Source organism: Streptomyces sp. NPDC041970, assembly GCF_055588985.1.
Genome location: NZ_JBVJCD010000006.1, coordinates 123,331 through 148,028, shown reverse-complemented (window position 1 = coordinate 148,028; position 24,698 = coordinate 123,331). Strand labels below are relative to the sequence as shown.

22 protein-coding genes and 2 pseudogenes are annotated in these 24,698 nt (G+C 70.4%); 19 read left to right on the top strand and 5 right to left on the bottom strand.

What is annotated here, in order from left to right; all coding sequences use genetic code 11:
• Complete coding sequence (locus ACZ6EJ_RS05690; RefSeq protein ID WP_469264854.1) at positions 1 to 1,104, bottom strand: NAD(P)-dependent alcohol dehydrogenase; 1,104 nt, start codon at positions 1,102 to 1,104, stop codon at positions 1 to 3.
• A gap of 288 nt (positions 1,105 to 1,392) precedes the next feature.
• On the opposite strand from ACZ6EJ_RS05690, the gene ACZ6EJ_RS05685 reads away from it, so the two are divergent.
• From ACZ6EJ_RS05685 to ACZ6EJ_RS05675, 3 genes are all read left to right on the top strand, one after another.
• Positions 1,393 to 2,877 (top strand): GMC family oxidoreductase, encoded by a 1,485-nt coding sequence (locus tag ACZ6EJ_RS05685; protein WP_469264853.1) that lies wholly within the window; start codon positions 1,393 to 1,395, stop codon positions 2,875 to 2,877.
• A gap of 129 nt (positions 2,878 to 3,006) precedes the next feature.
• Positions 3,007 to 3,852 (top strand): alpha/beta fold hydrolase, encoded by an 846-nt coding sequence (locus tag ACZ6EJ_RS05680; RefSeq protein ID WP_469264852.1) that lies wholly within the window; start codon positions 3,007 to 3,009, stop codon positions 3,850 to 3,852.
• A 1,276-nt stretch (positions 3,853 to 5,128) separates the two neighbouring features.
• On the top strand, positions 5,129 to 5,392 hold the full coding sequence (locus ACZ6EJ_RS05675) for an aldo/keto reductase (protein WP_469264851.1): 264 nt from the start codon (positions 5,129 to 5,131) through the stop codon (positions 5,390 to 5,392).
• Positions 5,393 to 5,854: 462 nt separating this feature from the next.
• On the opposite strand, the gene ACZ6EJ_RS05670 is transcribed toward ACZ6EJ_RS05675, so the two are convergent.
• Entirely contained in the window at positions 5,855 to 6,055 is a 201-nt protein-coding gene (locus tag ACZ6EJ_RS05670; RefSeq protein ID WP_469264850.1) for a hypothetical protein, read from the bottom strand.
• Between the two features lie 671 nt (positions 6,056 to 6,726).
• Here ACZ6EJ_RS05670 and ACZ6EJ_RS05665 point away from each other — a divergent pair.
• From ACZ6EJ_RS05665 to ACZ6EJ_RS05605, 13 genes and pseudogenes are all read left to right on the top strand, one after another.
• Positions 6,727 to 8,694: an ATP-binding cassette domain-containing protein gene (locus ACZ6EJ_RS05665; protein WP_469264875.1), complete on the top strand. Its 1,968-nt coding sequence runs from the start codon at positions 6,727 to 6,729 to the stop codon at positions 8,692 to 8,694.
• A 70-nt stretch (positions 8,695 to 8,764) separates the two neighbouring features.
• Positions 8,765 to 10,237, top strand: a complete 1,473-nt coding sequence (locus ACZ6EJ_RS05660) for an NUDIX domain-containing protein (RefSeq protein ID WP_469264849.1) — start codon at positions 8,765 to 8,767, stop codon at positions 10,235 to 10,237.
• Between the two features lie 82 nt (positions 10,238 to 10,319).
• Positions 10,320 to 10,847, top strand: a complete 528-nt coding sequence (locus ACZ6EJ_RS05655) for a hypothetical protein (RefSeq protein ID WP_469264848.1) — start codon at positions 10,320 to 10,322, stop codon at positions 10,845 to 10,847.
• The gene (locus tag ACZ6EJ_RS05650; RefSeq protein WP_469264847.1) at positions 10,844 to 12,250 is read left to right on the top strand and encodes a phosphotransferase; all 1,407 of its coding nucleotides are present in this window, start codon (positions 10,844 to 10,846) and stop codon (positions 12,248 to 12,250) included. The genes ACZ6EJ_RS05655 and ACZ6EJ_RS05650 overlap by 4 nt, the downstream gene beginning before the upstream one ends.
• 101 nt (positions 12,251 to 12,351) lie before the next feature.
• Entirely contained in the window at positions 12,352 to 13,269 is a 918-nt protein-coding gene (locus tag ACZ6EJ_RS05645; protein ID WP_469264846.1) for a GNAT family N-acetyltransferase, read from the top strand.
• Positions 13,266 to 13,922, top strand: coding sequence for a M15 family metallopeptidase (locus ACZ6EJ_RS05640; protein WP_469264845.1), 657 nt, complete (start codon positions 13,266 to 13,268; stop codon positions 13,920 to 13,922). Before ACZ6EJ_RS05645 ends, ACZ6EJ_RS05640 begins: the two co-directional genes overlap by 4 nt.
• Positions 13,832 to 14,407: pseudogene (locus tag ACZ6EJ_RS05635) on the top strand (class I SAM-dependent methyltransferase); the annotation flags it as partial. The gene ACZ6EJ_RS05640 and the pseudogene ACZ6EJ_RS05635, both read left to right, overlap by 91 nt.
• 278 nt (positions 14,408 to 14,685) lie before the next feature.
• A pseudogene (locus tag ACZ6EJ_RS05630) lies at positions 14,686 to 14,880 on the top strand (NUDIX domain-containing protein); the annotation flags it as partial.
• A 60-nt stretch (positions 14,881 to 14,940) separates the two neighbouring features.
• Entirely contained in the window at positions 14,941 to 15,771 is an 831-nt protein-coding gene (locus tag ACZ6EJ_RS05625; protein ID WP_469264874.1) for a methyltransferase domain-containing protein, read from the top strand.
• Positions 15,768 to 16,343, top strand: a complete 576-nt coding sequence (locus tag ACZ6EJ_RS05620) for a class I SAM-dependent methyltransferase (RefSeq protein WP_469264844.1) — start codon at positions 15,768 to 15,770, stop codon at positions 16,341 to 16,343. Before ACZ6EJ_RS05625 ends, ACZ6EJ_RS05620 begins: the two co-directional genes overlap by 4 nt.
• Positions 16,340 to 16,915: an AAA family ATPase gene (locus tag ACZ6EJ_RS05615; protein ID WP_469264843.1), complete on the top strand. Its 576-nt coding sequence runs from the start codon at positions 16,340 to 16,342 to the stop codon at positions 16,913 to 16,915. The genes ACZ6EJ_RS05620 and ACZ6EJ_RS05615 overlap by 4 nt, the downstream gene beginning before the upstream one ends.
• Positions 16,916 to 17,019: 104 nt before the next feature.
• Positions 17,020 to 17,835, top strand: a complete 816-nt coding sequence (locus tag ACZ6EJ_RS05610) for a hypothetical protein (protein WP_469264842.1) — start codon at positions 17,020 to 17,022, stop codon at positions 17,833 to 17,835.
• A 62-nt stretch (positions 17,836 to 17,897) separates the two neighbouring features.
• Positions 17,898 to 18,674, top strand: a complete 777-nt coding sequence (locus ACZ6EJ_RS05605; protein WP_469264841.1) for a PIG-L deacetylase family protein — start codon at positions 17,898 to 17,900, stop codon at positions 18,672 to 18,674.
• Positions 18,675 to 18,827: 153 nt separating this feature from the next.
• Here ACZ6EJ_RS05605 and ACZ6EJ_RS05600 read toward each other — a convergent pair whose 3' ends face one another.
• Positions 18,828 to 19,247: a TetR family transcriptional regulator gene (locus ACZ6EJ_RS05600; RefSeq protein WP_469264873.1), complete on the bottom strand. Its 420-nt coding sequence runs from the start codon at positions 19,245 to 19,247 to the stop codon at positions 18,828 to 18,830.
• Here ACZ6EJ_RS05600 and ACZ6EJ_RS05595 point away from each other — a divergent pair.
• Positions 19,158 to 19,631, top strand: a complete 474-nt coding sequence (locus ACZ6EJ_RS05595; protein WP_469264840.1) for a peptidoglycan-binding domain-containing protein — start codon at positions 19,158 to 19,160, stop codon at positions 19,629 to 19,631. The two genes, ACZ6EJ_RS05600 and ACZ6EJ_RS05595, sit on opposite strands and share 90 nt — an antisense overlap.
• Before the next feature lie 348 nt (positions 19,632 to 19,979).
• On the opposite strand, the gene ACZ6EJ_RS05590 is transcribed toward ACZ6EJ_RS05595, so the two are convergent.
• Complete coding sequence (locus ACZ6EJ_RS05590; protein ID WP_469264839.1) at positions 19,980 to 21,815, bottom strand: RICIN domain-containing protein; 1,836 nt, start codon at positions 21,813 to 21,815, stop codon at positions 19,980 to 19,982.
• A gap of 64 nt (positions 21,816 to 21,879) precedes the next feature.
• Positions 21,880 to 22,599: a hypothetical protein gene (locus tag ACZ6EJ_RS05585; RefSeq protein ID WP_469264838.1), complete on the bottom strand. Its 720-nt coding sequence runs from the start codon at positions 22,597 to 22,599 to the stop codon at positions 21,880 to 21,882.
• 369 nt (positions 22,600 to 22,968) lie between these two features.
• On the opposite strand from ACZ6EJ_RS05585, the gene ACZ6EJ_RS05580 reads away from it, so the two are divergent.
• Both ACZ6EJ_RS05580 and ACZ6EJ_RS05575 read left to right on the top strand, forming a co-directional pair.
• Entirely contained in the window at positions 22,969 to 24,063 is a 1,095-nt protein-coding gene (locus ACZ6EJ_RS05580; RefSeq protein WP_469264837.1) for a hypothetical protein, read from the top strand.
• Positions 24,064 to 24,103: 40 nt separating this feature from the next.
• Positions 24,104 to 24,604: a hypothetical protein gene (locus tag ACZ6EJ_RS05575; RefSeq protein ID WP_469264836.1), complete on the top strand. Its 501-nt coding sequence runs from the start codon at positions 24,104 to 24,106 to the stop codon at positions 24,602 to 24,604.
• The last annotated feature ends 94 nt before the right edge of the window (positions 24,605 to 24,698 follow it).

Here is a 24,698-nt window from a genome sequence, read left to right as displayed (position 1 = left end):
TCACCCCTGAAAAAGAAGAACCGGCTTAACGCATTTCCCGTCGGTCATGTCTTTGGCCGCCTCGTTGATCGCCTCGAACGGGTATGTCGTGATCATGCGGTCGAAAGGGAGCAGACCACCCCTGTGAAGGTCGGCGAGCATCGGGATGTCAACTTGGGGAACAGAGTCCCCTTCCACGATGCCCTGCACCTTCCGGCCGAACATCAGCCCGGACATTTCCAGGGCGACCTCCGTCCCAGGCCGGGCGGCACCGATAACGCCACATGTGCCACGGGTATGGAGGACGTCAACGGCCATCCGTAGCACTCCGGGGTCACCCGTCGCCTCTATGCTGTAGTCGAATCCCAGACCACCGGAAATAGATGTCAGCGTGTGCATCAAATCCGCACCGAGAGCATCGACCACGCAAGTCGCACCGAGTTCCTCGGCCAGCCGCAGGCGGGATCGATTGCGGCCGACCACGGCGATCGTCGAGCACCCGGCAATGACTGCCGCCATCACCGCGCTGCATCCAACGGACCCCGATCCGAAAATGGCGATCCGACTTCCCGCCTCGCAGCGCAACGCTTTCAGTACGGCACACGCCCCCGTCTGGACGCTGCACCCCAGCGGCCCCAGCAGCGGCGACGGCAGGTCGTCGGGGACCTTGACGACGCTTTGCCGCGGTGCGAGCGCGTGAGTGGCGAAGGATGACTGCCCGAAGAAGAATCCGTGCACCTGACCTGTGGCCCGCCGCAGGGACGTCGATCCGTCGAGCCGGTCGCACCCGAAGTTTCGCGCCACGAAGTCCACACAGTACGCAGGCGCCCCTGTGAGGCACTGTGCGCACAAACCGCACGAGGCGAAGCTGAGGACGACATGGTCCCCCGGGGACACCTCGGCCACCCCGGCCCCGACCGCATCGACGACACCAGCCCCCTCATGCCCGAGAACCACTGGGAAAGGGACCGGATACCACGCGTCCCGAACGATGAGATCGCTGTGACATATTCCGGTGCCGACCATGCGCACCAATACCTCGCCCGGCCCTGGAGAGTCAAGGTCGGCATCTCGCAGGACAAACGGGCTGCCCGGCGCAGCGGTTACCGCCGCTTGGATCAGCATGGAGTTCTCCTTGCGCACGTAGCGAATAACCCCAGGGCGCAGGCGTTGTCTGCGAGGTAGCCGATAGCTTCCGGAGGCGAGTCGACGAGCGAATTATTTTTTATGGTGATGCCGGGCGCATTGACATGTCAAGAAGCCGGGAACAAAATCCGATTATCCAGCCACCACCTTCGACACACAGACACCATCGGCGCACTCAGGACCCTCCGCTTCACCCGAACTGCGGACCACAGGCGTCCCTCGTCACGCTGATTTCCCGTGAACCGGCACTTCCCCCAGGAGCAACCCGTGAGTCGTCACGCATGTGACGTGGTGATCGTCGGCGGCGGGACCGCCGGTGCCGTGCTCGCCGCCCGCCTGACCGAGGACGGGAGCCGTCACGTCACCCTGGTCGAAGCCGGTCCCGTCTTCCCGGTCGACGCCTCCCCCTTGCCCGCGGCATCGAGTGCCTTCATCGGCCGAGCCGCCGGTCACGACTGGGGGTACACCACGCATCCCGAGCACTCCGCTCTGCCTCGCGGCAGGATGATCGGCGGTTCCTCCGCCATGAACGGGACCGTGGCCATGCGCGCCCTACCTGCGGACTTCGCCCGCTGGACACGCAGGGGGCTCCGAGGCTGGACCTGGGCGGACGTCCTGCCCGACTACATGCGCCTCGAGCGCGCCGACGCACCGTGCATGACGGATAGGGGCCGCTACGGCCCCCTCCCAGTGCACCAGTTGCACCGGAGTGAACTCAGCGGACTCCAAACAGGCTTCTTGTCCGCCGCTTTTGGGCTCGGCTACCGGGCAGCCGATTTCAACGGCACCGACCCGCACGGGGCTGCGCCCTATCCTGTCAACGCCGTGCACGGCATACGTGTCAATACCGCCATGGCGTATCTCACCGCATCGGTACGAGCACGGCCACACCTGCGCATCGAGGGCCACACCCTCGTCGATCGCGTCCTCGTCCGTGATCATCGGGTGATCGGTGTCCAACTGGCCGACGGCCGCACGCTGCGCAGCTCGGACGTCATCCTCAGCGCCGGCACCTACGGCAGCGCCGCGCTATTGCTGCGCTCCGGTATCGGTCCGCACCAGCATCTGCGATGCCTGGGCGTCCCCGTCGTCCAGGCGCTACCCGTCGGTGCCGCCTACCGCGACCATCCCCTCCTCTACCTGCCGTGCCTCGCCTGGCCGTGGCGGACCGGCCGGCCGCGGTCGGTCGCAGGGGCGGCCGTCTGGAGCAGAAGTGCATCAGCCTCTCCCGGAGAGCTCGATCTGCACGTTGGCATCATGCAACCGATCGCGCCCATACCCGCTCCAACCTTCACTCTGATCGCGGGCCTGACCCGCCCCCGTTCCTGCGGAACCATCACCCTCACCTCACGTGATCCCCACGCGGCTCCGCGCATTCACCCAAGATGGCTGACCGACGAACGTGACCGGAGACGTATGGTCCAAGCGGTGTTCTTGGCATCCCGCCTGACATATACGGACCCACTCGCCGCAATGATCGCCTGCCGCTTCTTCCCCGACCTCCGCACGATGACATCTGTGCGTCTGCACCAGAGCCTCAGGGCATCGGTGCGGACGTTCCACCACCCCACTTCGAGTGCTCCGATGGGGCCCGAAGACGATCCGCAGGCGGTCGTCGACGCCACCGGCCGCGTCCACGGCGTCCACGGCCTGCGTGTCATCGACGCGTCCATCTTCCCTGACGCACCGTCGGCACCTGTCAACCTGACCGTGATCATGACCGCCGAGCACATCGCTAGAGCCCTGCGTTGACCCGGTCACGATGCGGCCCAGGCACTTCGGTAACGGCCCGACGAGGTGGAGGCTGGAAAGGATGAGGCCATCCCTGCCGACTACCGCGCGCGCAACATCCCAGCGACAGACCTGCATGAGGGGCCAACCGTGAAGCACGGCAGTTCGAAGGCCGAAGCCCATCGGGTCACGGTCCATGGTGTGCGCATCCGTTTCCTTCAAGCCGGACACGGTCGTCCGGTCCTCCTCGTGCATGGCGAAGGAGGAGTCGCGGAGAACTGGTACGACATGGTGACGGGACTCGCCCGCCACTACCGGGCCATAGCAGTTGACCTGCCCGGCAACAGCAGAAGCGATTCCATGACAAGCGCGGTCCCAGAAGCTACAGCCGCATTCCTCTGGCGCTTCCTCAGCACGATCGGTGTCAGAAAGGCGGCCCTTGTCGGCCATTCACTCGGCGGCGCCATAACCGTCCACATGGCTCTGCAACGTTCGGCACACGTCCCCCGCCTGGTCCTGATCGGCTCCACCGGAATGGGTCGCGCCATCCACCCAGCGCAAATTCTCCAGGCGGTGACCCCGCTCGGCGAACTCTCCCTGCTTCTGCCCAGGATTCCACTGGGTCCGGAGCTGCTCGTCACATGGCTCTCTGTGACCGGTGCTTACCATCCGTGGCGATTGCCCCCGACATGGTGGCACTCCCAGACCAAAGCGGCCTCCTCACCGAAGGCCCTCGCTACAACTCTGCGCGCCCAACGTTCCATCACTGGCCCTTTCGGGCAGCGGCAGTTGCTCCTCGACGACTTGCGGGACCTGACCATGCCCACGCTCGTGGCCTGGGGGGTCCGTGACCGGGTGCTGCCGTACCGACAAGCACTGCGGTCGTTTCAGCACCTGCCCGACGCGCGCCTGGTGCTTTTCCCGCGCTCGGGGCACCTGCTGCCGGTGGAGGCGCCGGACAGACTTCTCGACGTCGTTGTTCCCTTTCTGCATTGAGGTTTCTCGTTGCCCGGGAGCAGCCGACTAGGAATTGTCCGGGCGATCATGCTGGTGGTTGGGGTGGCGCCCAGGAAGGCTGTGATGGGTGCCGTGGAGATGAGCCGGTTTGAAACGGCTGTGCTCGTACGGCGGGGATGCGGACTATGCCTCCGAGGACGAGGTGAACGGGTGGCTGGACAAGCTTGACCGAGCCCTGGACTGTCCATCGGGCCACGTCAGCGGCTTGATCTTCTGGCCGCCAGAACCAGAGCTTTCTGCCGATGAGGTGATCGATCAGGCATGGGCCTATCGAGCGAGCACGTTGTGACACACGCACTCAAGTGCGAAGCCAGAGGACGAGGGCCGCTGCGGACGCGGCCCGAAGAACGACGTAGCCGCGCTGTCGTAGCGAGTCTCGACTGCCCAGGACTGTTTCAGACGGTTGATCGCCTGCTCGATGACAATGCGCCTCTTGGAGCGGTCCGTCGGAGTCTGGAGGCCGTCCGCCGTGTGAGCCTTTGCGCGGTCCACTGTGCCGTCGACCGGTCGGCGGCGGGCAGAGCCTTCCCACCTCGGGGGCCGCGGGTGAGGGGCCGAACGCGGAGTGGGTCCGCCGCTGAGGGCCTGCGGCACGCTCGGGCGGGCAGTCCGTGAGCACCAGGGCGACCAAGCGGGCGCCCTCCGGAGTCGGGCGGCCGGCCAGCAGGAGCACCGTGGCCTCCGCCGCCCGGCCCGCCACTCTCCTAGTCCCGCCGCCTCGGCGGAACCTGCGGCGCCCGGGCCCGGGGAAGCGGTGCCCAGGCCTTCGGCGTGGGGCGGGTGCGCGGCCAGGTGGTCTGCGAGCAGCCGGGCGTGCAGGTGCGCGTCGGCCTGGGTTGGGTGATCCGGGGCCACGCCCGCAGCCGCTCGGCGAGCGGGAGTCCGGCTGCGGCGTCCGCCGCGGCGAGGTCGAGGACCGTGCGGGCCAGTAGCGGGCCGGCGAAGGCCGCCGGGCCGCCGTGGCGGACCCCGGCGAGGTCGACGTCGCAGACATGGCGCCGGGCCGCGGGCGCGGTCGCCTCGATGTCGCGGTGCAGCAGCCCGCCAGCGCACCGCGTATGTCGCGAGCCCACCGGAACGGGACGCCAGCGGCAGGGGTGCCATGGACGGTCGCCGTCACTGCTGCAGCAGACCCGCACCTTCATGACCGGACAGGTGGTCGGCGCTCCGCAGGGCGATCGCCTCCTCCAGCTCCAGATCGGCCAAGGCCGCGGCGCGCGCTCAGCGCCGGCCGCGGCGGCGTCCTGGTCGGTGTGTGGCACCGCTGCGCGGGCGGTTCGGCGCCACCTCGGCGGCCCTGACCCGCGTCGCCCTGCAGTACTGCCTGCAGCAGGCCGACAACGCCGCCGTCCTCATTGGCTTCACCCGACCCGAGCAGGTCACCGAGAACCTCGCCGCAGTCGGCACCCCGCTCACCGTCGACGAGCTCGCCTTCGTCAGCGGTGCCCTCGGCCGGCTCCAGAAGGCGCTGGACGCCCACAGCGAGGTGTTCCTCGACGAGCAGGGCGCCGGCCGATGAGCGCCCCTGCCGAGCAACTCTCCCTGATCGCCCCGGAAGAACCCGCGCACGCCCCGGCCGGCGAAGCCGTACGGCTGCTGCTGTTCAGCGCCCAGCACGCCTCCCCGGACCGCTCCCGCCATCAGGCCGCCTGGGTCGCCGCCCAGGAGAACGCGGACATGCCGTCTTCACCGAGGTGTCCTCCCCCCAGCAGGGGTGACGCTCTCGTACCCGCGCTCGGCGAGCGCGGGTACGCCACCGTCATCGCCCCGCAGTCGAAGGACCACGACTACCGCACGGTCATCGCCTGCCGCACAGCCGACGCCGATCCGGTGGAGAGCCCCGTCGCCGTCACCCCTCACCGGGCCCCGGCCGCCCGGGTCGCCATCGGCAGCCACGACATCGGCGTCCTCGGCCTGTACGTCCCCTCCCGCGGCCCCAGGGAGCAGCGCAAGGTCGCCAAGCGTGCCTTCCAGGACGCGGTCACCCAGGCCCCTGCCCAAGCTCCATGCCGGCTTCCCGGACATGCCCGTCATCGTGGCCGGCGACCTCAACGCCATCGAACGCGGCCATCGGCCGCCGCACAAGGTGTTCGGCGGCCGGGAGTACGCCTTCTACGACCCCTTCCAGGCCGTCGGCTTCACCGACGCCTTCCGTCACCTGCACCCCGACAAGATCGCCCACTTCTGGTACGGGCACAGACGGCAACGGCTTCCGTTTCGACCACATCTTCGTCTCCACTCCCCACGCCGACCGGGTCCTCGCCTGCGACTACCACCAGGAGGCCCGCGACGCGGGCCTGACCGACCACGCGGTCATGACGCTGCGCCTCGCGGTTGCCCAGCCCCCATCCCCCGGGTTCCGAGGCGAGCGAACACGGCCGCAGTCAGGAGGAGCGCTGACGCTCCGATTGCTGCTGAGCGCAACGCTCCGTACGTGATGGTGCACGACGACGCTGTGTGCGACCGGGAACCGGCACGCTGCCGGCTCGCGCGCCGTACCCGGTCAGATCTTCGCCGGGCCCACCAGGAAGCACGCAGGGCCGGCCGACCCGGTCATGACACGGTGCGCTCTTGCCGACCCCGCGAAGCACGCTGCACGGGCATCGGCGTTTCGGCCAACCTGCCTCCAGCTAACGGCTCTTGTACGGAAAGGGTCGGTGCACTGCGCACCTTCGCCAACCCGCTCAATCCCGGGGTGCGGAGCCCGTCCGAAAGACATGTGTTCGAAATCGCGCCGGTGTCGTTGAACATGCCGACCCGCCCGCCGCATCCACGAGGGGAAACACATTGACATCAGTCGAACCGGACGGCGACAAGACCCATGATCCGTCGAAGGATCCCAACGCCGACAACATCTCGGCCGCCGAGCAGGAGCTTTACGGCGGCCGCCTTCGATACGACCAGGCTTTCGTCCGGCACGAAGGGCCCCTGACCCGGTTGAAGTTCGGGCACATGGCGGCGGCGCTGCCGGCCATGATGGGCATGGTTCTGCGTATCGGGTGGCAGACGGACCAGCGCGCGCTCACCGGGGTCGTAGCGGCGCAGCTCGGGCAGGGTGCGACGGCCGGCTGGGGGCTGGTGGCGGTCAACAGCGTCCTCACGCAGCTGTTCGCCGACGGCCCGACGGAGGACAAACTGCGCGAGGCGCTTCCGTCGCTGGCGGTGCTCGCGGTCGCGGCGGTGGCGACCGCGGTGCTGTCGGCATGGTCCACGGCGATGTCGGGCCGGCTGGAGCCGCAGGTGGAGCGGGCGGTCTCCGCCCGGTACTACACGGCCGTCACCCACGTCGAGGTCGAGGCGACCGAACGGCCGGAGATTCAGCGCATTCTGGAGGCCGGGAGGTTCGGCACGGACTCGGCCCGCAACATGCTGCGGCTGTCGGTCGGCGTGGGCAACGTGGTGATCGGCATGGCGGCGGCCGCGGTCGTGCTCGCGACGCTGCACTGGACTCTGCTGCCGATGCTGCTGGTGATCGCCCTGCCCAAGGGGTGGGGGGCGGTCCGCTCCGCGCGCCGCGATTACCTCTCGCGCCTGAACTGGGTCGACCACCGTCGGGCGATTGCCTCTCTGCTGGCCTACCTGACCCGCCCGCATGCCGCGGGGGAGATCCGTGTGCACGCCGCCGGTACGAAGCTGCTGTCCAGTTATGAGGAGATGTCGCGGCAGACGGAGGCCGAGCAGCGGCGCCTGGCCCGGGCCCAGGCCTCCACGGACCTGATCGCCGGCGGCTTCGCCGGGCTCGCGTCGATGGCCTGCTACGGGGTGCTGTGGTGGCTTCTGGCGTCCGGTGGTCTGCCGCTCGCCGTCGGCGGCACGGCGGTGATCGCCATCCGCACCTCGACGGCGCGCCTCACGTCGCTGGTGCAGCAGGTCAACCGGCTGTACGAGGAGTTGCTGTTCCTCACCGACACCGAGGACGCCATCAAGGTGGCGGGCGAGAACGCCATCCCGTCCTCCGGTACACCGCTGCCCGCGCCGGCGCTGGAGGTACGGACGGAGCAGGTGTCGTTCACCTACCCGGGGGCCGACAGCCCCTCCCTGAACGGCGTGAGCGTACGGGTGCCCCGGGGGAAGGTCACGGCCCTGGTGGGTGCGAACGGGTCGGGCAAGACCACCCTGACGAAGGTGCTGGCAGGAATCCTGCTCCCTGCCGAGGGAGACGTGTGGTGGGTGGGCGAGTCGGGTGAGCGGGTCGAGCTCCGCGAGGCGGACCGTGCCCACGTCTTCGGCACCGTGGGCCTGCTGGCGCAGGACTTCCCGCGCTGGGAGATGACGGCCGCCGCGAACGTGGCCATCGGCATCGGCGACCGTCCCCGGGACATGGACCGCGTCCGCAAGGCCGCCAAGGACGCGGACATGCTCGACTTGGTCGAGGGCCTGCCGCACGGCTGGGACTCGATCGTGTTCAAGGGCTACGAGCGGGGCGTCCAGCTCTCGGGCGGCCAGTGGCAGAAGCTGGGATCCGCTCGAACAAGGTATCGACAGGCCCCGTTCCTCCTGGTCGACGAACCGACCAGTGCCCTTGACCCCCATGCGGAGATCGCCGCTTTCCAGGGGCTGTGGTCCCTGGCCGAGGAGGGGCACGCGGTCGTCCTCGTCACCCACCGGCTCGCCGCCACCATGAAGGCCGACCACATCTACGTCCTCGACCAGGGGCGCGTCGTCGAAGACGGCACCCACGAGGACCTGATGGCACGTGAGGGCGGCCTGTATCAGGGCATGTTCGTCGCCCAGGCCGCCCAGTACGGCGTCGCGCCGACGACCGACATGCTTCCCGGTCCCCGCGGTGCCCAGCCGTCCGACCACGAGGCGGCGAGCTGACCTTCAGCAGCGCGACTTCCACCAGCCGGCCCCACACACCCGGCCCTACGTCGAAGGCGAGACGACACCCGTGCCCCCCAGCTCCTCCTCGATCCGCAAGACCGTCCAGGCGTACCTCGGACGCCACCCAGGCGAGCGTGACGCCCTGGCCGGGCTGCTCGCCGCGCTGGACCGGCCCGTCGACGTGACCGCCCGCACGACGATGCCCGGGCACGTCACGTGCAGCGCCGTCATCGTCGACCGCCGGTGCCGGGTCCTGCACATCCGGCACCGGGCCACCGGTCTCATGCTCACCCCCGGCGGCCACATCGAGCCCGAGGACCGCACGCTGCTCGCCGCGGCGCTGCGCGAGGTGGCGGAGGAGGCCGGGATCTCCCCCGGGGCCCTGTGCCTGAGCCGGCAGGTGCTCGGCTCCCCGGTCGACATCGACGTCCACGAGATCGACGCCAACCCTTCGAAGACCGAACCGGCCCACGAGCACTACGACTTCTGCTACGTGTTCTATCTCGCCGGTGAGGAGCCGCCGGCGATCACCTTGCAGGACGAGGAGGTGTCCGGCACCCGGTGGGTTCCGTTGTCGGAGGTCACCTCGCCGACGCTGCGCGAGAAGCTTCTCCGGGCGCGGCTGGACGGACAGCCGGAACCGGTGAACGCTTCCGCGCTCATCCACGACGGCCGGGGCCGAGGCCGGTACCTTCTCCACCTGCGCGACCACAAGCCCGGCATCATCTGGCAGTCGGGGGCCTTCGACCTTCTCGGTGGCGGCCGCAGCCACGAAGACCAGAGCCTTGAGGACACGTTGCTGCGGGAGCTGTCCGAGGAGGTCCCCGACCTTCGCCTGGAGGGCCTGGAGCCGTATGCCGTGGAGGCGGCCACCAGCGTCGATGGCCTCAGCGTCCCGGTCCAGGTGTTCGCGGGCCGGTGGCGCGGCACCCCCGACCTGCTCCGGCTGCACGAGGGCGTGCTGCTGCGCTGGTTCGCCCCCGAGGACCTGGACCGGCTGCGCCTGAGCCCCGCCACCCGGGACCTGATTCGCCGGCACGCGGCCGAGAACCCTGCGGACAACGAGCAGGACGCGGTTCCCGCGGTTTGGGATGGGGGCAGCCGGACGGTGCTGCAAGGCATCGGAGTCCACCTCCACCTCGAAGATGCCGAAGGCCGGGTGCTCCTCGGGTTGCGTCACCCCGATTCGGCGTACGCGGGCGACACCTGGCACTACCTCGCCGGCCGGTGCGAGCAGGAGTCCGCCCTCGCCTGCCTGGTCCGCGAGGCGGAGGAGGAGGCCGGTCTCGTCATCGACCCCATGGACGTGGAACTGGCGCACGTCGTCCACGTCGTCGACAGCCCAGGCGCGCTGCCGTTGCTGCAGCTGGTCTTCAAGGCCCGCCGATGGGAGGGCGAGCCCAAGGTGCTTGAGCCCGACAAGTGCCTGGCCTGGAAGTGGTGGCCGCGGGATGAGCTGCCGGGCCGGACCGTCCCCTACACCCGAACGGCCATCGCCGCGATCGCCGAAGGTCGCCCCTACTCCGAGATGGGTTGGTGAGCAGGGTGAGCACACCTACCGGGAACCAGCCCGAGCAGCGTGCCCCGTCCGTCCGCAGGCCGGCACCGTCGGGGGCGGCGAGGTGAGTGCCGAGTCCGACGTCATGGTCGTGGCCGGGATCCTGGCGCTGCTGTACCGGATCACACCGGCCGCGGTCAGCGAGGGTCCGGCGGGAACGGTGACCCGTAACTACGTGGCCGAGGACCGCGGGGGCGGTCGGTGGTTCGTGAAGGCGTACCCCCGTGGGACCGACATGGAGGCGGAGCGGCAGGCCTTGGCCCTGGGCGAGGCGGCCAGAGCGGGAAGCGTTCCGGTGCCGGCCGTGCGGCGGACGGTGACGGGCGAGGCGGTCGCGTCGGCCGGCGGTCTGTCGGTGTCCGTGGAGGTGGCCGAGCACCGCTTCCCCGTCTCCCGCGCCTGGGCGCCCGAGGACGTGATCGGCTACTTGTACACCACCAGCTTCGCCCGCCCCGCCCTGTTCGCCGGCCGTCACGGCGATCTCGAGGCCGCCGCTCTCCGGCTGCTCCAGGACCATGCCGACAGCGGCGTCCTGACGGAGGACGCGGTGTTCACCGTACTGCTCGCGCACCGCCCCGGCGGCTCCGCGTGAGCGGCGCCCAGCGGCACACCGAGCCGCTCGACGTCCACCTGATCGCCGTGCGCGACGGCGCGGCGGGGCCTGAGGTGCTGCTGTCCCGGCGGGCCGGCAACGTGTACGCGGCAGGCTGCTGGCATCTCGTGTCCGGGCATCTGGACGGCCCGTGGGAGGACATGGTCGCCGCCTTGCTGCGGGAGGCCCGGGAGGAGGCCGGTGTCGTCGTCGACCGGGCCGATGTCCGGGCGGCCGTCACCGTGCACCACCGAGCCCCTGCGGGCGGGGCCCGGATCGGGGTGTTCTTCGAGGTGAAGCGGTGGGAGGGCACCCCGGAGGTCATGGAGCCCCAGGTGTGCGACGCCATGGGGTGGTTCGCCTTCGACGCCCTGCCGGAGCCGATGGTGGCGTACTGCCGGGCCGGGTTGGATGCCTACCGGACCGGCGCGCGGATGGCCGTGCACTTCCAGGAACCCGGCGACCCGATCGCCTACGACCCGTCCGCCGACCGGCTGGTCCTCCTCCCGGACCCCGCCGCGCGCTGCACGGTCCCGGAGCAGGCGGTGCGCCGGTTCACCGAGCAGGCGGTCGGCCGGATCACCGCGTGGACGGACGTGTCCTGGGCGCGGGAGGAGAGCCGCGTATGGCGGGCAACCGGCGCGGAGGGCGGTGAGTGGTACGTCAAGGTCCACCAGAACGACCGCTTCCACCAACGTGAAGTGGGCGCCCTGCGCAGCTGGGTTCCCCGTCTCGGTGCGGCCGCACCCCGGTTGGTGGCCGCCGCTCCCGCGCTGCGGGCCGTCGTGCTCACCGCGGTGGGCGGCCGCACCCTGCACGGCGCCGTCCACCGGCCCGAGCACCAGCGGCGGGTCTTCCACCGCATCGGGCAGCTCGCGGCGTCCATCCACCACAGCGCCCCGCCCCGGCCGCCCGCCGACGGCTCGCCGTTGGGCAAGGTGGAGCGGCACCTGGCCGGTGCCCTGCCTCATCTCACGCCCGGCGACGAGGAATTCATCCGCGCCACCGCCGAGAGGGCCGCCGGCCTGGCCCTCTCGGAGACCGTGCCTACGCACGGTGACTTCCAGCTCCGCAATCTGGGCTGGGACGAGACCGCTGAGGCCCTCTACGTGATCGACTTCGAACGGGCCGAAGTCGGCCCGGCCGTGCGGGACTTCGTACGGCTCTCCGGCGCCTGGCACGGCCGGCCCGACCTCTTCCAGGCCGTGATGGACGGCTACGGCCGCCCCTTCACCCCGGAGGAAGAGGACCAGTTCACGGCCTTGTCCGTCCTCGACGCCGTCTCCGGCATCGCCTACGGCACCGCCCACGGTGATCCCGAGCTGGTGGAGCGCGGCCGGTGCGCCCTGTCCCGGCTGCGCGCCGAACCATCGCCGCCATCTACGGCTGGAGGTCATGCATGATCCGCGGCATAGCGACAACAGCAGACCCGAACCTTCCTACTGCAGAGCCCCCGTGGGTGGTACGGGAGGCGACATCTGCTGACGCCGAGGCCATCTTGCGGATGCGGTCGGAGCTCATCCTGACCGAGCCGCTGGACGAGGTGTGGACGGCATCGGGCAGCACGGACCTCGCCCGTCGGCTCGAGCCGGGCGGGGACGCCCGCGCCGCCGTCGTGGTGTCACCGGACGGAAGGCCCGCAAGCTGCGCCCTCGGCTTCGTCCACCGGCTTCTGCCCGCCCCCGCCTATCCCAAGGGGCTCGCCGGGCGGGTGCACCTGGTCGCCACGCTGCCCGCTTTCCGGTGCCGCGGCCACGCCCTGAGGGCGGTATCCGCGCTGCTGGACCAGCTGGCCTCCGAGGGGGTCACCCTGTTCGAGCTGAACGCCAGCGAGGAGGCCGCACCGCTCTATGAGCAGGTGGGGGTCGCCCCCGCGTCGTCGATGATGCGGATGACCCGCCTGATCGACCGGGAGGGTGAGGCTCCCGGGCCACCCCCGGTGCCGCACTATGCGGAGACGGTCCCGAAGTTCACGGGCTACGCCTGCGTGGTCCTCACCGACCAGGGCGGCCGGCCCGTTCAGCTGCACGCCACGTACTCCTCCTCCCACCCCTGGCAGTTCCCCGGCGGCACGATGGGCCACGGCGAGCAGCCGCTCCAGACCGCTCTGCGGGAGTGCTACGAGGAGACCGGGCTGGTGGTGAAGGGGCCGCTGCGGCTGCTCGCCTCCGTCTTCACACCTCCCGGTGGCTCGTGGCCGTACGGCACGGCGGGGTGGATCTTCGATGGCGGGTGCCTCACCCCGGAGGAGATCCGGTCGATCACGCTGGACGCCGAGGAGCACGACGACGTCCGAATGCTGGCGGTGGAGGACTGGAAGGCTCTGATGCCCGCCCAGGACTACTCCCGCCTGGAGGCGGTCATGGCCGCCCGGGCCACGGGCATCGCTCAACAGATCACCTGGGGCTGGGGGGACGCATGAGCGTGATCGTGATGTCCGACCCGCGGGTCGCCGCGATCCCGGTCCGCGAGTGCGGTGAACCGCTCGTCGATGTGCGCACCGGCCCGGTGCCGCTGCTGGTCGACAGCCGCCGCCGCGACCCCGCCGGCGCCTTCGCCCACCTGCGTGAGCGTGTCCGCGACCAGCTCGTCGGCGCACAGGACCGGCTCCCGGAAGGGCTGCGGCTACTCGTCGTGGAGGGCTACCGGCCCCCGGAGCTCCAGAAGAAGTACTTCGAGCGGTACACGCAGCGCCTGCGAAGCGAGCACCCACGGTGGACCGTGCAGCAGGTGCGGGATGCGGCCAGCCGGTATGTCTCTCCCCCGGAGATCGCCCCGCACAGCGCCGGCGCCGCCGTCGACCTGACGCTCGTCGACGCCGACGGCCGCGAGCTGGACATGGGTACGGCGATGAACGCGACCCCCGAGGACAGCGACGGGGCGTGCTTCGCCGACGCCACGAACATCCCTGCGGCGGCGAAGGCGAACCGGGTTGTCCTCACCACCGCCCTGACCGATGCCGGACTTCAACCATATCCGTTCGAATGGTGGCATTTCTCGTTCGGATGCCGGTACTGGGCACTCATGCAAGGCCGGCCCGCCGCGCTGTACGGGGCGACGGCCTGGCCTCGTTGACCCCCGTGCCGCCGCCAGCGGCGCACCCCTATGAAGCGCGGACCCGGACGAGCAGGAGCAGAGCGATGATCACGGTGCCGAAGAAGCAGACATGGCAGGACCACTACGCCGACGGGAAAGGGTTTCGGCAGGTGGGTGAGGTCGAGCGCACTTTGCTGGCCGCGCATACACCCGTGCCCGACGGCGGGGGTCGGGCGCTCGATGTCGGCTGCGGGACGGGTGAGCCGGCGGTCGCGCTGGCCGGCATGGGCTACACGGTGGACGCCGTCGACTACGCCGAAGCAGCCCTGAAGCGGGCGCGGGACGACCACGCCGAGGTGAAGGGGGTGCGGTGGTGGTGTCGCGACGTCGAACGGGAACCGCTTCCCGAAGCCGCCCCGGACGAGGAACCCGGGTTCGACCTGATCACGCTCCGGCTGTGCATCGCGTTCATCTCCGACCGGACCGCCCTACTGCGCACGCTCGGCGCCCAGTTGCGTGCGGGCGGCGCGATCGTCGTCATCACCCCGCTGTCGGAGACCACCCCTGCCGAGCGGCAGAACACCGCCCTGGACGAGAACGAGATCGAGCTGCTGTCCGAGGGGTTCGACGCAGTGGCACGGTTCGACGCCGAGGGCCTGGCGGTCCTCGTGCTGCGGGGTCCCGCCGGCGAGGTCTCCGCAGTGGAGCGGGACCGGCCGGCCCCGCAGGCGGTCTGCGGAGCTTCGGCCATCGTCACCGACGGGGAAGGACGGGTGCTTCTGGGCCGCTCCACCCGGGGGGCATGTGGGAGCTGCCGGCCGGTGGTGTCGAGACCGGCGAGTCCGCGCAGGCAGCCGCCGTACGAGAACTCGCCGAGGAGACCGGGCTGGTGGCGATGGAAGCCGACGCCCACGTCGTCACCATCCTGCACGACGACCGGCAGGACGTACGCCGCATCGCCGCCGTCCGCATCGCCTCCTGGACAGGCCAACTCGAGCTCCGGGAACCCTTCAAGTTCCCGCGCTGGGAGTGGTTTCCGCTGCACACGCTCGCCGCATTGGGGCGGCTCTTCGCTCCGTCCGCACTGGCCCTGAACTCGGTCTGGCCCGGCGTCGTGCCCCGTTCCCCCGAGGCCCACTCCTACCCGCGTGCGGCCCTGTACGGGCCGGTGGCCGGGGAACCGGCCGAGGCCGTCCGCCTGCGGGAGCAGATGACCCAGAGCGTGATCCGTGGCGGCTGGGCCCCCTCCTCCCGTGTTCAGGCCGCGCTGCGCTCCGTGCCACGGCACCGGTTCCTGCCGGAGGCCCCCTTGGCGACGGCATACGACGACGAGATCGCGGTCGCGACGGTGCGGGAGGACGACGGGACGGTCGTCAGCTCCGTCTCGGCGCCATGGCTGCAGGCCGATATGGCCGAGCATCTGCGCCTGGAGCCGGGGATGCACGTGCTGGAGGTGGGGTCCGGCGGTTACAACGCCGAGCTCCTCGCGCATCACGTCGGAGACCGCGGGCGCGTGGTGAGCGTGGACCTGGACCCCTTCGTCGTCCGACGTGCGGAACGGCTCTGTGCGGAGGCCGGGAGCGGGCGGGTCACCGCGGTGCTCGGCGACGGCAGCCTGGGCGCGCCCGGGCATGTCCCCCCGGGCGGGTTCGACGCGGTGATCATCACTCACACCGCGACCGACATCGCCCCCGCGTGGCGGGAGCAGCTGGCCGAGGGCGGCCGGCTGGTCGTGCCCTGGACGTCGGCGGCTACACCCGCTCGATCACCCTGGTCCGCCGGGGCGATGTCCTGCACGCGGAGCACCGGACGTACTGCGGGTTCGTCCGGGACCGCGGCGCCGCCGCCCGTACCGTCCCCACCGCCGTACTGGCGGGCGGGGAGGTGACCGTTCGGTGGGAGCTGGGGACAGCCGGGGACACAGGTGGCCTGGAGGAGGCCCTTGCCGGTGGGCGGTACGAGCGCGGCACGGGCCTGATCGTCGCCGGGCAGTTCAACTTCGAGACGCTGCAGCTCTTCGCCGCGACGACCCTGGACGGCTTCTGCCGCCTGAGCGTGCCTGCGGGCTCCGAGGTCGTGGCCCAGCGCGACGCGGCCGCGATCGTCGCCGACGGCTCCCTCGCCGCCTACCTGACCCACACCAAGATCGCCGATGGGCCCGAACCCGCCGACTGGCGCAGCGAGTTCCTCGTCCACGCCCACGGGCCCGCGGGGCCGGAGCTGGCCGAGCGGCTCGCCTCGTGTGTCCGTACCTGGGACCGGGAGGTGCGCGAGAGCTGGTACCCGGCCCTGAGCATCCACCCGGCCGGCACCCCCGACGATCAGCTGCCGCCCGGCGACCGGGTCGACACCCCCGCCTGCCGCATGGTCTTCGGCTGGCCCGGCCGAGGCGCCCGCGCCCCGCTCCCGGCTCCGGCGCACGGACCCGCCACCGCCGCGAGCGTGCGGGTGGCACCGTGATCTGCTGGCTGAACGGCCCCTTCGGGGGTGGGAAGAGCACCCTGGCCGCCGACCTGCGCCACGCACTCGGCGGCGCCGTGATCGCCGCCCCGGAAGGCGTCGGGGACCTGCTGCGGGACGCCTTGAAAGGCCACGACCGCCGCACCCGCGCCTACCAGGACCTTCCTCCCTGGCGTGTCCTGACCTTGGCGTTCGTCACCAGCCTCGCCGACTGCACCGGTGGCCCCGTCATCGTGCCGATGACCGTCCTCGACCCGCAGTACGCCGACGAACGGTTCACCCCGCTGCGCCGACACCCCGCCGGCTTCCGCCACATCGTCCTGCACTGCGCACCGGATCCCCTGAAGCGGCGGATCGCCCGCAGCGGCGAGTTCCCCGGCGACCCCGTTCGCAGCGACGCCGTACGCGCCTACCGTCGCCGTCGCACCGCCGGCTACGACGGCGCTGCCGCGAGCTGGACGCACGTCCACGGGCACGTCATCGAGACCAGTACCCTCACCGCCGGGCAGACCCTCCAGGCCGCCCTCGCCCACCTCCACACCGCTGAACCCGCCGCCGGGAGACCGACGTGACGTCCACCAGCACACCCACCCAAACAACCGTCCGCCCAACAGAGCAACGGCCCGCCCCGGCGGCCGTTTTCACCCCGCCTGCCGACCCGGCCGACCACGCGCGGATGCGCAGGGCGCTCGCCGCCGCGGCGCGCACTCTTCGCCTACGGGTGCACGGGCCCGCCACCTGGGGCTTCCGAGGGCGCACCCTCAGCCGCCGGGCCGAGGAGGACCGGTGGCTGAGGGTGGTCGGCGCACCGCTCGGCAAACCCTGCGGCATCACCTGGGACGGGACCGTACGCGCCGACACCCTGCTCCCCCGGGCTGTGCCGCGCCCCCGGGTCCACGACATCCTGGAGTGGACGGACCCCACGCACCGCTACCGCGCCGAGCTGTCGGAGTACCTGCCCCGGCCCGCCCTCCAGTCCGGCGGCCCCGTCCTGACCTGGGACCTTCATCTGCCCGACTCCTGGTGGGCGGACCTGCGCGCGGCACTCACCGCGACCGCCACGGTGCCCACCGGTCGGCAGGCGGTGCGTCAGCAGTGGATCGACCGGCACTTCTCGCGCCTGCTCGGCATTCCCACCGTCCAGGTCGCTTCCTGGATCACCGGGCACGGCGATCTCCATGGGGGGAACCTTCTTCCGCCGCCCTTGGTGCTCCTTGACTGGGAGGGTTGGGGCCGGATGCCGGCCGGGTTCGATATCGGGCTGTTCCACGCGTACAGCCTGACCGTGCCCGCTACCGCGGCCCGGATCAGAGCCACGTTCCCCGACGTCCTCGGCACAGAGGAAGGGCGGATCGGTGAGCTGGTCGCCTTGGCGCAGCTGCTGCAGGTGTCCGAGCGCGGCGGTCACCCCGAACTCACCCCGCACCTGGCCCGGCGCGCCGAACAGCTCACCGGCACCCCGGTGCCCATGCCCCCGGCGACCGCCGCGTGAACATGCAGCCGACCGGCAGGCCCACCTCCTGTCCCACCCCGACCCCCGAAGGGCAGACACCCGTGCCGTCTTCGAACGTGCCCTCCCTCCTTGGCGTCTTCGCGCATCCGGACGACGAGTCACTGCTCGCCGGCGGGGTCCTCGCCCAGCACGCCGCCGCTCACGTGCCTACGGCCGTGGTCACCATGACGTGGGCCGCCGCCAGCCCGCGGGCCGCCGAACTCGCCGATGCCCTGGCCGTCCTCGGGGCGGGGGCGCCGCGGCTGCTCGGCTACGCCGATGCCCGCAACCCCACCTCGGCACCCGACGGCGCCGTACGCCTCGTCGACGCGCCCCTCGACGAAGCCGTCGGCCGCCTCGTCGCACACATCCGCGAGGTCCGGCCCGACATCGTCGTCGGCCACGACGCCCTGGGCCAGCTCACCGGGCACCCGGACCACCGGCGCGCCCACCAGATCACCCTCCTCGCCGTCGAGGCCGCCGGCCTGCCGCACCTGTATCCCGACGCCGGCGAGCCCTGGCAGCCGGCGGCCCTGTACATGGCCACGCACTCGCGATCCGGTGTGGGCCGGCTCGGCCCGCTCCTTCGGAGCGTCGGGAAGACACTCCTCGCGGTGCCGGACACGTACGTGACCACGGCCGTCGACGTCTCACCGTGGGCCGCGGTGAAGTGGGAGGCGATCCTCGCGCACCGCAGCGAGGTCGCCCGCGAGCGGCCCCTGCCCGGCCTGCTCGCCCGCCTGCCCGAAGCAGAACGCGGCGAGATCATCCGCACCGAGCAGTTCACCCGGCTCACCCCCGGCCCCGCGCCGGGCGACCCTCACCAGCTCGTCGCCTGACCGACCCCGCCGTCCCATGGTTCCGCCCGCACGATCGGAGACGTGATGACCGGCACGCCGCCCCTGACGCGCCGCCCAGCACGAGGATGTCCGACGAGGAGTACGGGGTCCTGCGCGCCTCGGCCGCCGTATGGGCCGGTACGTCCGTGCTGATCACCGACCGGCGCGGCCGGGTCCTGATCCAGCACGTCGACTACCGCACGACCTGCCTCCCGCCAGGCGGCGCCGTCGATCCGAACGAGTCCCCGGCCCGGGTCGGCGTAGCTGTCGCCGGTCTGGTAGGGGCCCGGTTCGATGCTGAGGCGTACGGCGGCCCGCAGGACGGGGTCCTCCAGGATGCTGGCGGTGTAGTGGTGGCTGATGTCGATCAGGGTCTGAACCGGAGGTCGGGGGTCGGGTCGTAGCCGTGCGCTCGGCGACCTGCTGGAAGTACAGGTCCTGGCGGGCCAGGACCGCGTCGCCGAGCTGCTCCTTGGACGCGAAGTGGTGGTGGAACCCGCCGCGGGAGACGCCGGCGAGGTCCTGGATCTCCGGGGTCGTCGCACCGGCGTAGCCCTCGCAGTCGAAGACGATGCCGGCGGCCTCGATGATCCGCTGGACGGTGCGCTCCCCGCGATCCTGCATCGGTCCTCCGCGTCGGAGACGAAGCAGGACTCGACGTCCGTCTCGGCGGCTGCCTGCTCCGTCATCTGGCGGGTCTCGACGAACTACGAAGGCTGGACCGCGAACTACAGCTGGGCGTGGAACATCGTGATGCGGCGGGGAGAAACCGGCGACCGGGTCAGGGAGATCCAGTGCCTTCTCCTGCACAAGGGCTTCGGCGTCGGCGCGTCGGGAGCCGACGGGGTATACGGAACCGACACCTTCAACGCGGTCACGGCGTTCCAGCGCTCCCGGGGCATCACCGCTGACGGCATCGTCGGGGAGAACACCTGGCGCAAGCTGCGCGCGCGGTGAGCCGGTTCCCGGCCCTCCAGCCGCCAGCGTGCGGCCGGGGGCCGTGGAACCTCCGGCCGGGCCCGTGTTGACGCACAACCCCGCCGCTCCAGAAGCCCCCGCAGCCGTCGCCGGCTGGGGGGCTTCTGCCTGCTCCCCTCCCCTCCCCTCCCCTCCCCTGTGACCGTGCGCCCGCGGGAGGACGGACGGACGTAGCCGACGGGGTGCGAAGCGCAGGGCAACCTCGACATGGTCTGGAGACGCCACTCGACATCACCCGGCACGGGCACCCGGCCCGGCCGCACCGCAAGCGTGAGAACGCCAGCGGTCGCGCCCCCGTGCGGTGATGCGTTGCGGGTGCTTCCGGGGTTATCGGGTCCTGAAGCGGCGGAAGAGGTTGCGGGCCACGTGGACGCCAGGGCCGCCGAAGCCGACGATGTCGATGCGTCCGTCGCCGGTGATGTCGGTGAGGAAGCGGGGGTGGCGGTCGACTCGCCAGCCGCCGGCGTCCTCGTTGTACCCGAATCCGCGGCACACCAGCCGGGCCTGCTCGAAGCGGCCGTCGCCGCTGTTGTGCGATACCCAGACGCCCTCGTTGCCGAAGCCGATGATGTCAGGGTTGCCGTCGCCGGTGACGTCGGCGAGGAGCCGCAGGTGCTTCTCGCCCGTCCACCCCTGAGCCTGCCCATAGTCGTTCAGAACGAGCCGGGAGGGCTCGAACGTGCCGTCGCCTCGTCCGCGTGCGACGACAACGCCCTGCGGGCCGAAGCCGACGATGTCCACTGGGCCGGCGCTGCTTGTTCTGACCGCGAACCGGGGGTGTTCCTCGACTGACTTCCATCCCTGGTCGACCCCGAAGTCGTCGAGGGTGTAGAGAGGTTCGGCGAATGCTCCTTCTTCGTCCTGGAGGGAGACCCAGAGGCCGTCGTCGTGGCAGCCGACGACGTCGAGCCTGCCGTCACCGGTGGTGTCGGCGAGGAAACGGGGGTGCCTGTCGACGAGCCAGCCGCCCGCCTGTGGGCCGTGGCCGAACGCCCTGAGTACGGGTTCGTCGGCGAGCGGTGCGAACTTTCCTTCCTCGTCCTGGAGGGATACCCACACGCCGTCGTCGTGGCAGCCGACGACGTCGAGCCTGCCGTCACCGGTGGTGTCGGCGAGGAAACGGGCGTGCTTGTCGACGAGCCAGCCGCCCGCCTGTGGGCCGTGGCCGAACGCCTGCAGGACCAGCTCGCCACCCGCGGGCGCGAACGTGCCGCCCTCGTCCTGGGTGGACACCCGGACGCCTTCGGCGGCGAGCACGACGACACCGGGACGGCTCTGGCCCGTGAGGTCCGCGAGGGTCCACAGGTCTTTGGGACTCGCGGAGGAGGCGGGCGGGTGCAGAACCCGTTCCTCATCGTCGAACGTCCCGTCCCCTCTGCTGGACGAGGTCACCGCCCCTTTCGCGGGTTTGAGCCCGACGATGTCCGCGAGCCCTGTTCCGGTGGTGTCGGCGAGGAACCGCTCACCGGGCCCGGCCCACCAGCCCGCCTGCCCGGCAGGGCAGCGGTTGGGTCTGTCGGTCTTCCATCCGCCGGCGCCCTGGTCGTATCCGAACTTCTCCAGGACCAGCAGTACGTTGCTGAAGGAGGGCGTCGTGTCGGGGGCCGGCCGCAGTGCCCTCCTGTCATGGGTCAGTCGCCAGGACTGGCGGCTGTTCCAGTGGCTCAGCGGCGCCCAGTCCAGGACGAGGTCGCCGGTGCGCTCCGGCTCGGCCGGGAGGAGGCGCCACCGCTGGGTCTCGGCGCTGTCGTCGTACGCGCGAAGGACGATCCGGGTGTCCTCCTTTCCGGGTTCGTCGAGGTCGAGCACGGTGCCGTCGGCCGCGCCCTCCACGCGGTACAGGCCCGCTTCGCCCTCGACGGGGACGAGGCGCCACTGCTGGCCCTTCTTGCCCGAGGCGTCCGACTGACGGACGCCCTGGCCCGCAGCGGCCGGGGTGTCGAGCACTTTGCCGCCGACCGTGTTGCGGATCACGTATACCGGGTCGTCCTGCGTGCCCGGCGGCACGGGGATGAACTGCCACCGGTCCGGGCCCGGGCCGTTCTTGGGGTAGTCGCGGACGACGAGCGTCCCGTCCGCGGCCGGCACGGCCTTGGCGCCGAGGGGTCGACCCGTGGCGGCGTTGACGATCTCCAGCTTCAACTCTTGCGTGGGCACGGGCATCGTGGTGCCTCTTCCAGGCGGTTGGTGCGGCGGCTCGGGACGGGTACGGCGTGGTGGCTGCGGATCACGTGAAGACGTGGTGGTAGGGGACGTCCCACTCGTTGGGCAGTCGCGGGTAGAACGTGTTGATGACCGTCCCGGTGAAGTCCCCGCCCCAGTTGTAGGTGAGCCGCGCCTCGCTGTCCTTCGCCACCGCGTGGTCCTTGAACCCGAGAATGGCGTCGGGGTGGGTGATCGGCACGAAGGTGATCCCGCCCCACGGCGTCACCGTGACGACCCAGAGTTGGGTGTCCTCCGTCGCCCCGTTCTTCCCGCGCCATTTGTCGCCCACTTTCGCGGGCAGGCCCACCTGCAAGGTGTCGGCCGTGCTCTGGGGGGCGTCCTGGTGGACCGTGACGCGCCTGCGCTGAGGCTTCGGCGCTCCGTCGTCACCGCGACCGGCATCGGCGTCGGCCGCGCCGGCGGGCGGGGGTGTCGTCTGACCCGCGGCGCTCTCGATGAAGTACAGCGGGCGCTGGCCGAAGAAGCCGCCGGGGGTGATGTGCCAGAGATGGCCCTGCGCGTCCTTGGTCGCCGGGTCGAGCGCGGTGGCCAGCTTGGCGCCCTTGTCGTGACTGCTCGCCACCAGTTCCGTGGGTCGCAGGTAGCCGCCGTTGAAGGCGTGGACGAGCATGACCGGACGGTTCTCGACGAGGGCGGCCACGATGGCGTTGTCGTAGCTGTTCACCGCCACCGGGCCGCCGACCACCAAATTGGACATAGCCGTGCGTTCTTGGGTGTACATCGCGGATACCTCACCTGTTCTTGATGGGGAGAACAATGTTTCAGGTGCTCAGTGATGTGGTTTATCACGCGTCCATTACCGGACACCTCATCGCTCGTGATCAGTTCGACTGCATAAGCGAATGTACGATCGGAGTAAATGCCCTCAAAGCAGCAAGTTTCGAGGTCAGAGCTCTCAGGCCAAGCGCTGCAGGTCATCGTTCGGGTGATCAAAGCCGCCGAGAATTCTGGATCACCCGTTTGAGTGCGATACCCGGAGCCGCCTTCTCGGGTGATGAGGCCCCTGCTAGCTTCGCTTGCCGGAACGCGTACAGATTTCCTGTCGCTATTTCACCAGTGCGGTTTCGGTCACATCAGTCGAGGATGGACATTGCCTTCCAACGCGTACAACCTGGGACGGGCCAAGCGCCAGCCGCTGACGAAGAAGAACCTGCGGGAGCTCAATATCGAGCAGACCTGGCAGTCCATCCTGGAACACCCGAACCTGGTCTACGTCGACGACTACGGGGTGCGGCACAAGCCCGTCGGTTTCTCCGTGAACAAGTCGAGCTTCGGCTCCTTCCCCGGCACGGCGTACCAGCGGGGCTGGCTCGCCTATATGAACCTCGGGGAGCCGCTGATCGAGGAGCGGCGCAACATCACCCAGCCCCCACCCGACACGTTCTCCTCGCGCACCTACGTCAACCGCAGCCAGTCCCCGATGAACTTCACCGACTCCGTCGACTTCACCGTGTCGAACGGGGCCACCTGGTCACTCTCGGGAGACTCCAAGCTCACCTTCGGCGGCAACGTCAGCGCCCAGCTCCAACTGCAACTGCAGAACAAGCTCGGTCTGAACCTGCAGGGGCAACTGGGAACGCAGCTCAAGAACGAGATGGCGAACAAGAACGCCAACACGGTGACCAACAAGAACAGCAAGGACAGCGTGGGGGTGGACAACGCCAACACCGTCGACACGGCAGTGACCAACGGGATGACGAACTCCGCCTCGGCCACGATGACCGGCTCGGTGGACTTCACCACCACGGGCAGCGCCTCCGGCACCGCGGGCCTCAACGCTGCGCTGGCCCAGGGCATCGCGGCCTCCGTCGGTGGTTCCTTGTCCACGGGCTGGGCGTCGAAATCACAGATCTCCGGCACGGTCCCTCCGGGCTCCCGCGTGGAAACCATCGTCACGCAGCGCCGTGCCCTCAAGCAGTACACCTATGAGATCCCGGTGACCTTCTCCGGGTTGCTCGCGGTGAAGTACGCCGTGCCGGTGGCCGTCCTGTCCCCACCGCAGCCGGACGACCTCCCTGGGCTCGACCAGCTGGTCGCCCGCGACATCACCGACCTCGACCTGGCCGGCGGTGGTTTCCGCATGAAGGGAATGGCCGAGGTCGTCTCCGCCCTGGAGGTCCACCACACGATGTTCGACGGCGAGAGCCTCACCGACAGCGACCGAGACCTTTACAAGGGGCCCTGACCAGCGGGCGCCGCCGCCACAACGACCAGAGGTGACCAGCATGGTGTTCAAGAACGTCTTCGACTCCGCGGGAACGGGCGCGGGACTCTTCTCGGTGACCACCGACCGCGACAAGCCGCAGCCGGGAGCGGGAGTCGACTTCGAGGACGCTGACGACGGCACATACGACGACACGACCACGAGCCTGTTCACCAGCGGAATGCACGGCGCTTCCCACCGCGCGAAGGTCGTGCAGGAGCAGGCGCCCGAAGCGCGGGCCATCCTCGGCTTCCTCGCCTCCTTCATCCAGACCACCCAGGCGTCCGCCAGCAACCAGGCCGCCTACGCCCGAGACCCCGGATCCGTATCGACGGCCGCGGCTGCGGGCATGGAGAAGTCCAGCGAAACGGTGACGCGGCACGGCGATCTGCAGAAGGACGAGGGCTTGCAGGCACCGAAGAGGGACGACTTCAAGGCTCCCGACGCCCCGGCGTCGCCCGAGGCCGAGCAGCCCCCCAAGGCGCCCAAGGCAACCGCCGAGAAGCCGGCCGATTCCAAGTAGGTTCCCAGGTCCGGGGGGGGGGGGGGGGGGGGGGGGCGGGGGGCGGGGGGGGGGGGGGGGGGAGAGGGGCCCCCCACTCCACATTGGTTTCTCC

Excerpts from the sequence above, each read along its gene's own strand:
- ACZ6EJ_RS05690 (WP_469264854.1), bottom strand. The coding sequence starts at position 1,104 with ATGCTGATCCAAGCGGCGGTAACCGCTGCGCCGGGCAGCCCGTTTGTC.
- ACZ6EJ_RS05645 (WP_469264846.1), top strand. The coding sequence starts at position 12,352 with ATGCGGTCGGAGCTCATCCTGACCGAGCCGCTGGACGAGGTGTGGACG.
- ACZ6EJ_RS05640 (WP_469264845.1), top strand. The coding sequence starts at position 13,266 with ATGAGCGTGATCGTGATGTCCGACCCGCGGGTCGCCGCGATCCCGGTC.
- ACZ6EJ_RS05610 (WP_469264842.1), top strand. The coding sequence starts at position 17,020 with ATGCGCAGGGCGCTCGCCGCCGCGGCGCGCACTCTTCGCCTACGGGTG.
- ACZ6EJ_RS05590 (WP_469264839.1), bottom strand. The coding sequence starts at position 21,815 with ATGCCCGTGCCCACGCAAGAGTTGAAGCTGGAGATCGTCAACGCCGCC.
- ACZ6EJ_RS05585 (WP_469264838.1), bottom strand. The coding sequence starts at position 22,599 with ATGTACACCCAAGAACGCACGGCTATGTCCAATTTGGTGGTCGGCGGC.
- ACZ6EJ_RS05575 (WP_469264836.1), top strand. The coding sequence starts at position 24,104 with ATGGTGTTCAAGAACGTCTTCGACTCCGCGGGAACGGGCGCGGGACTC.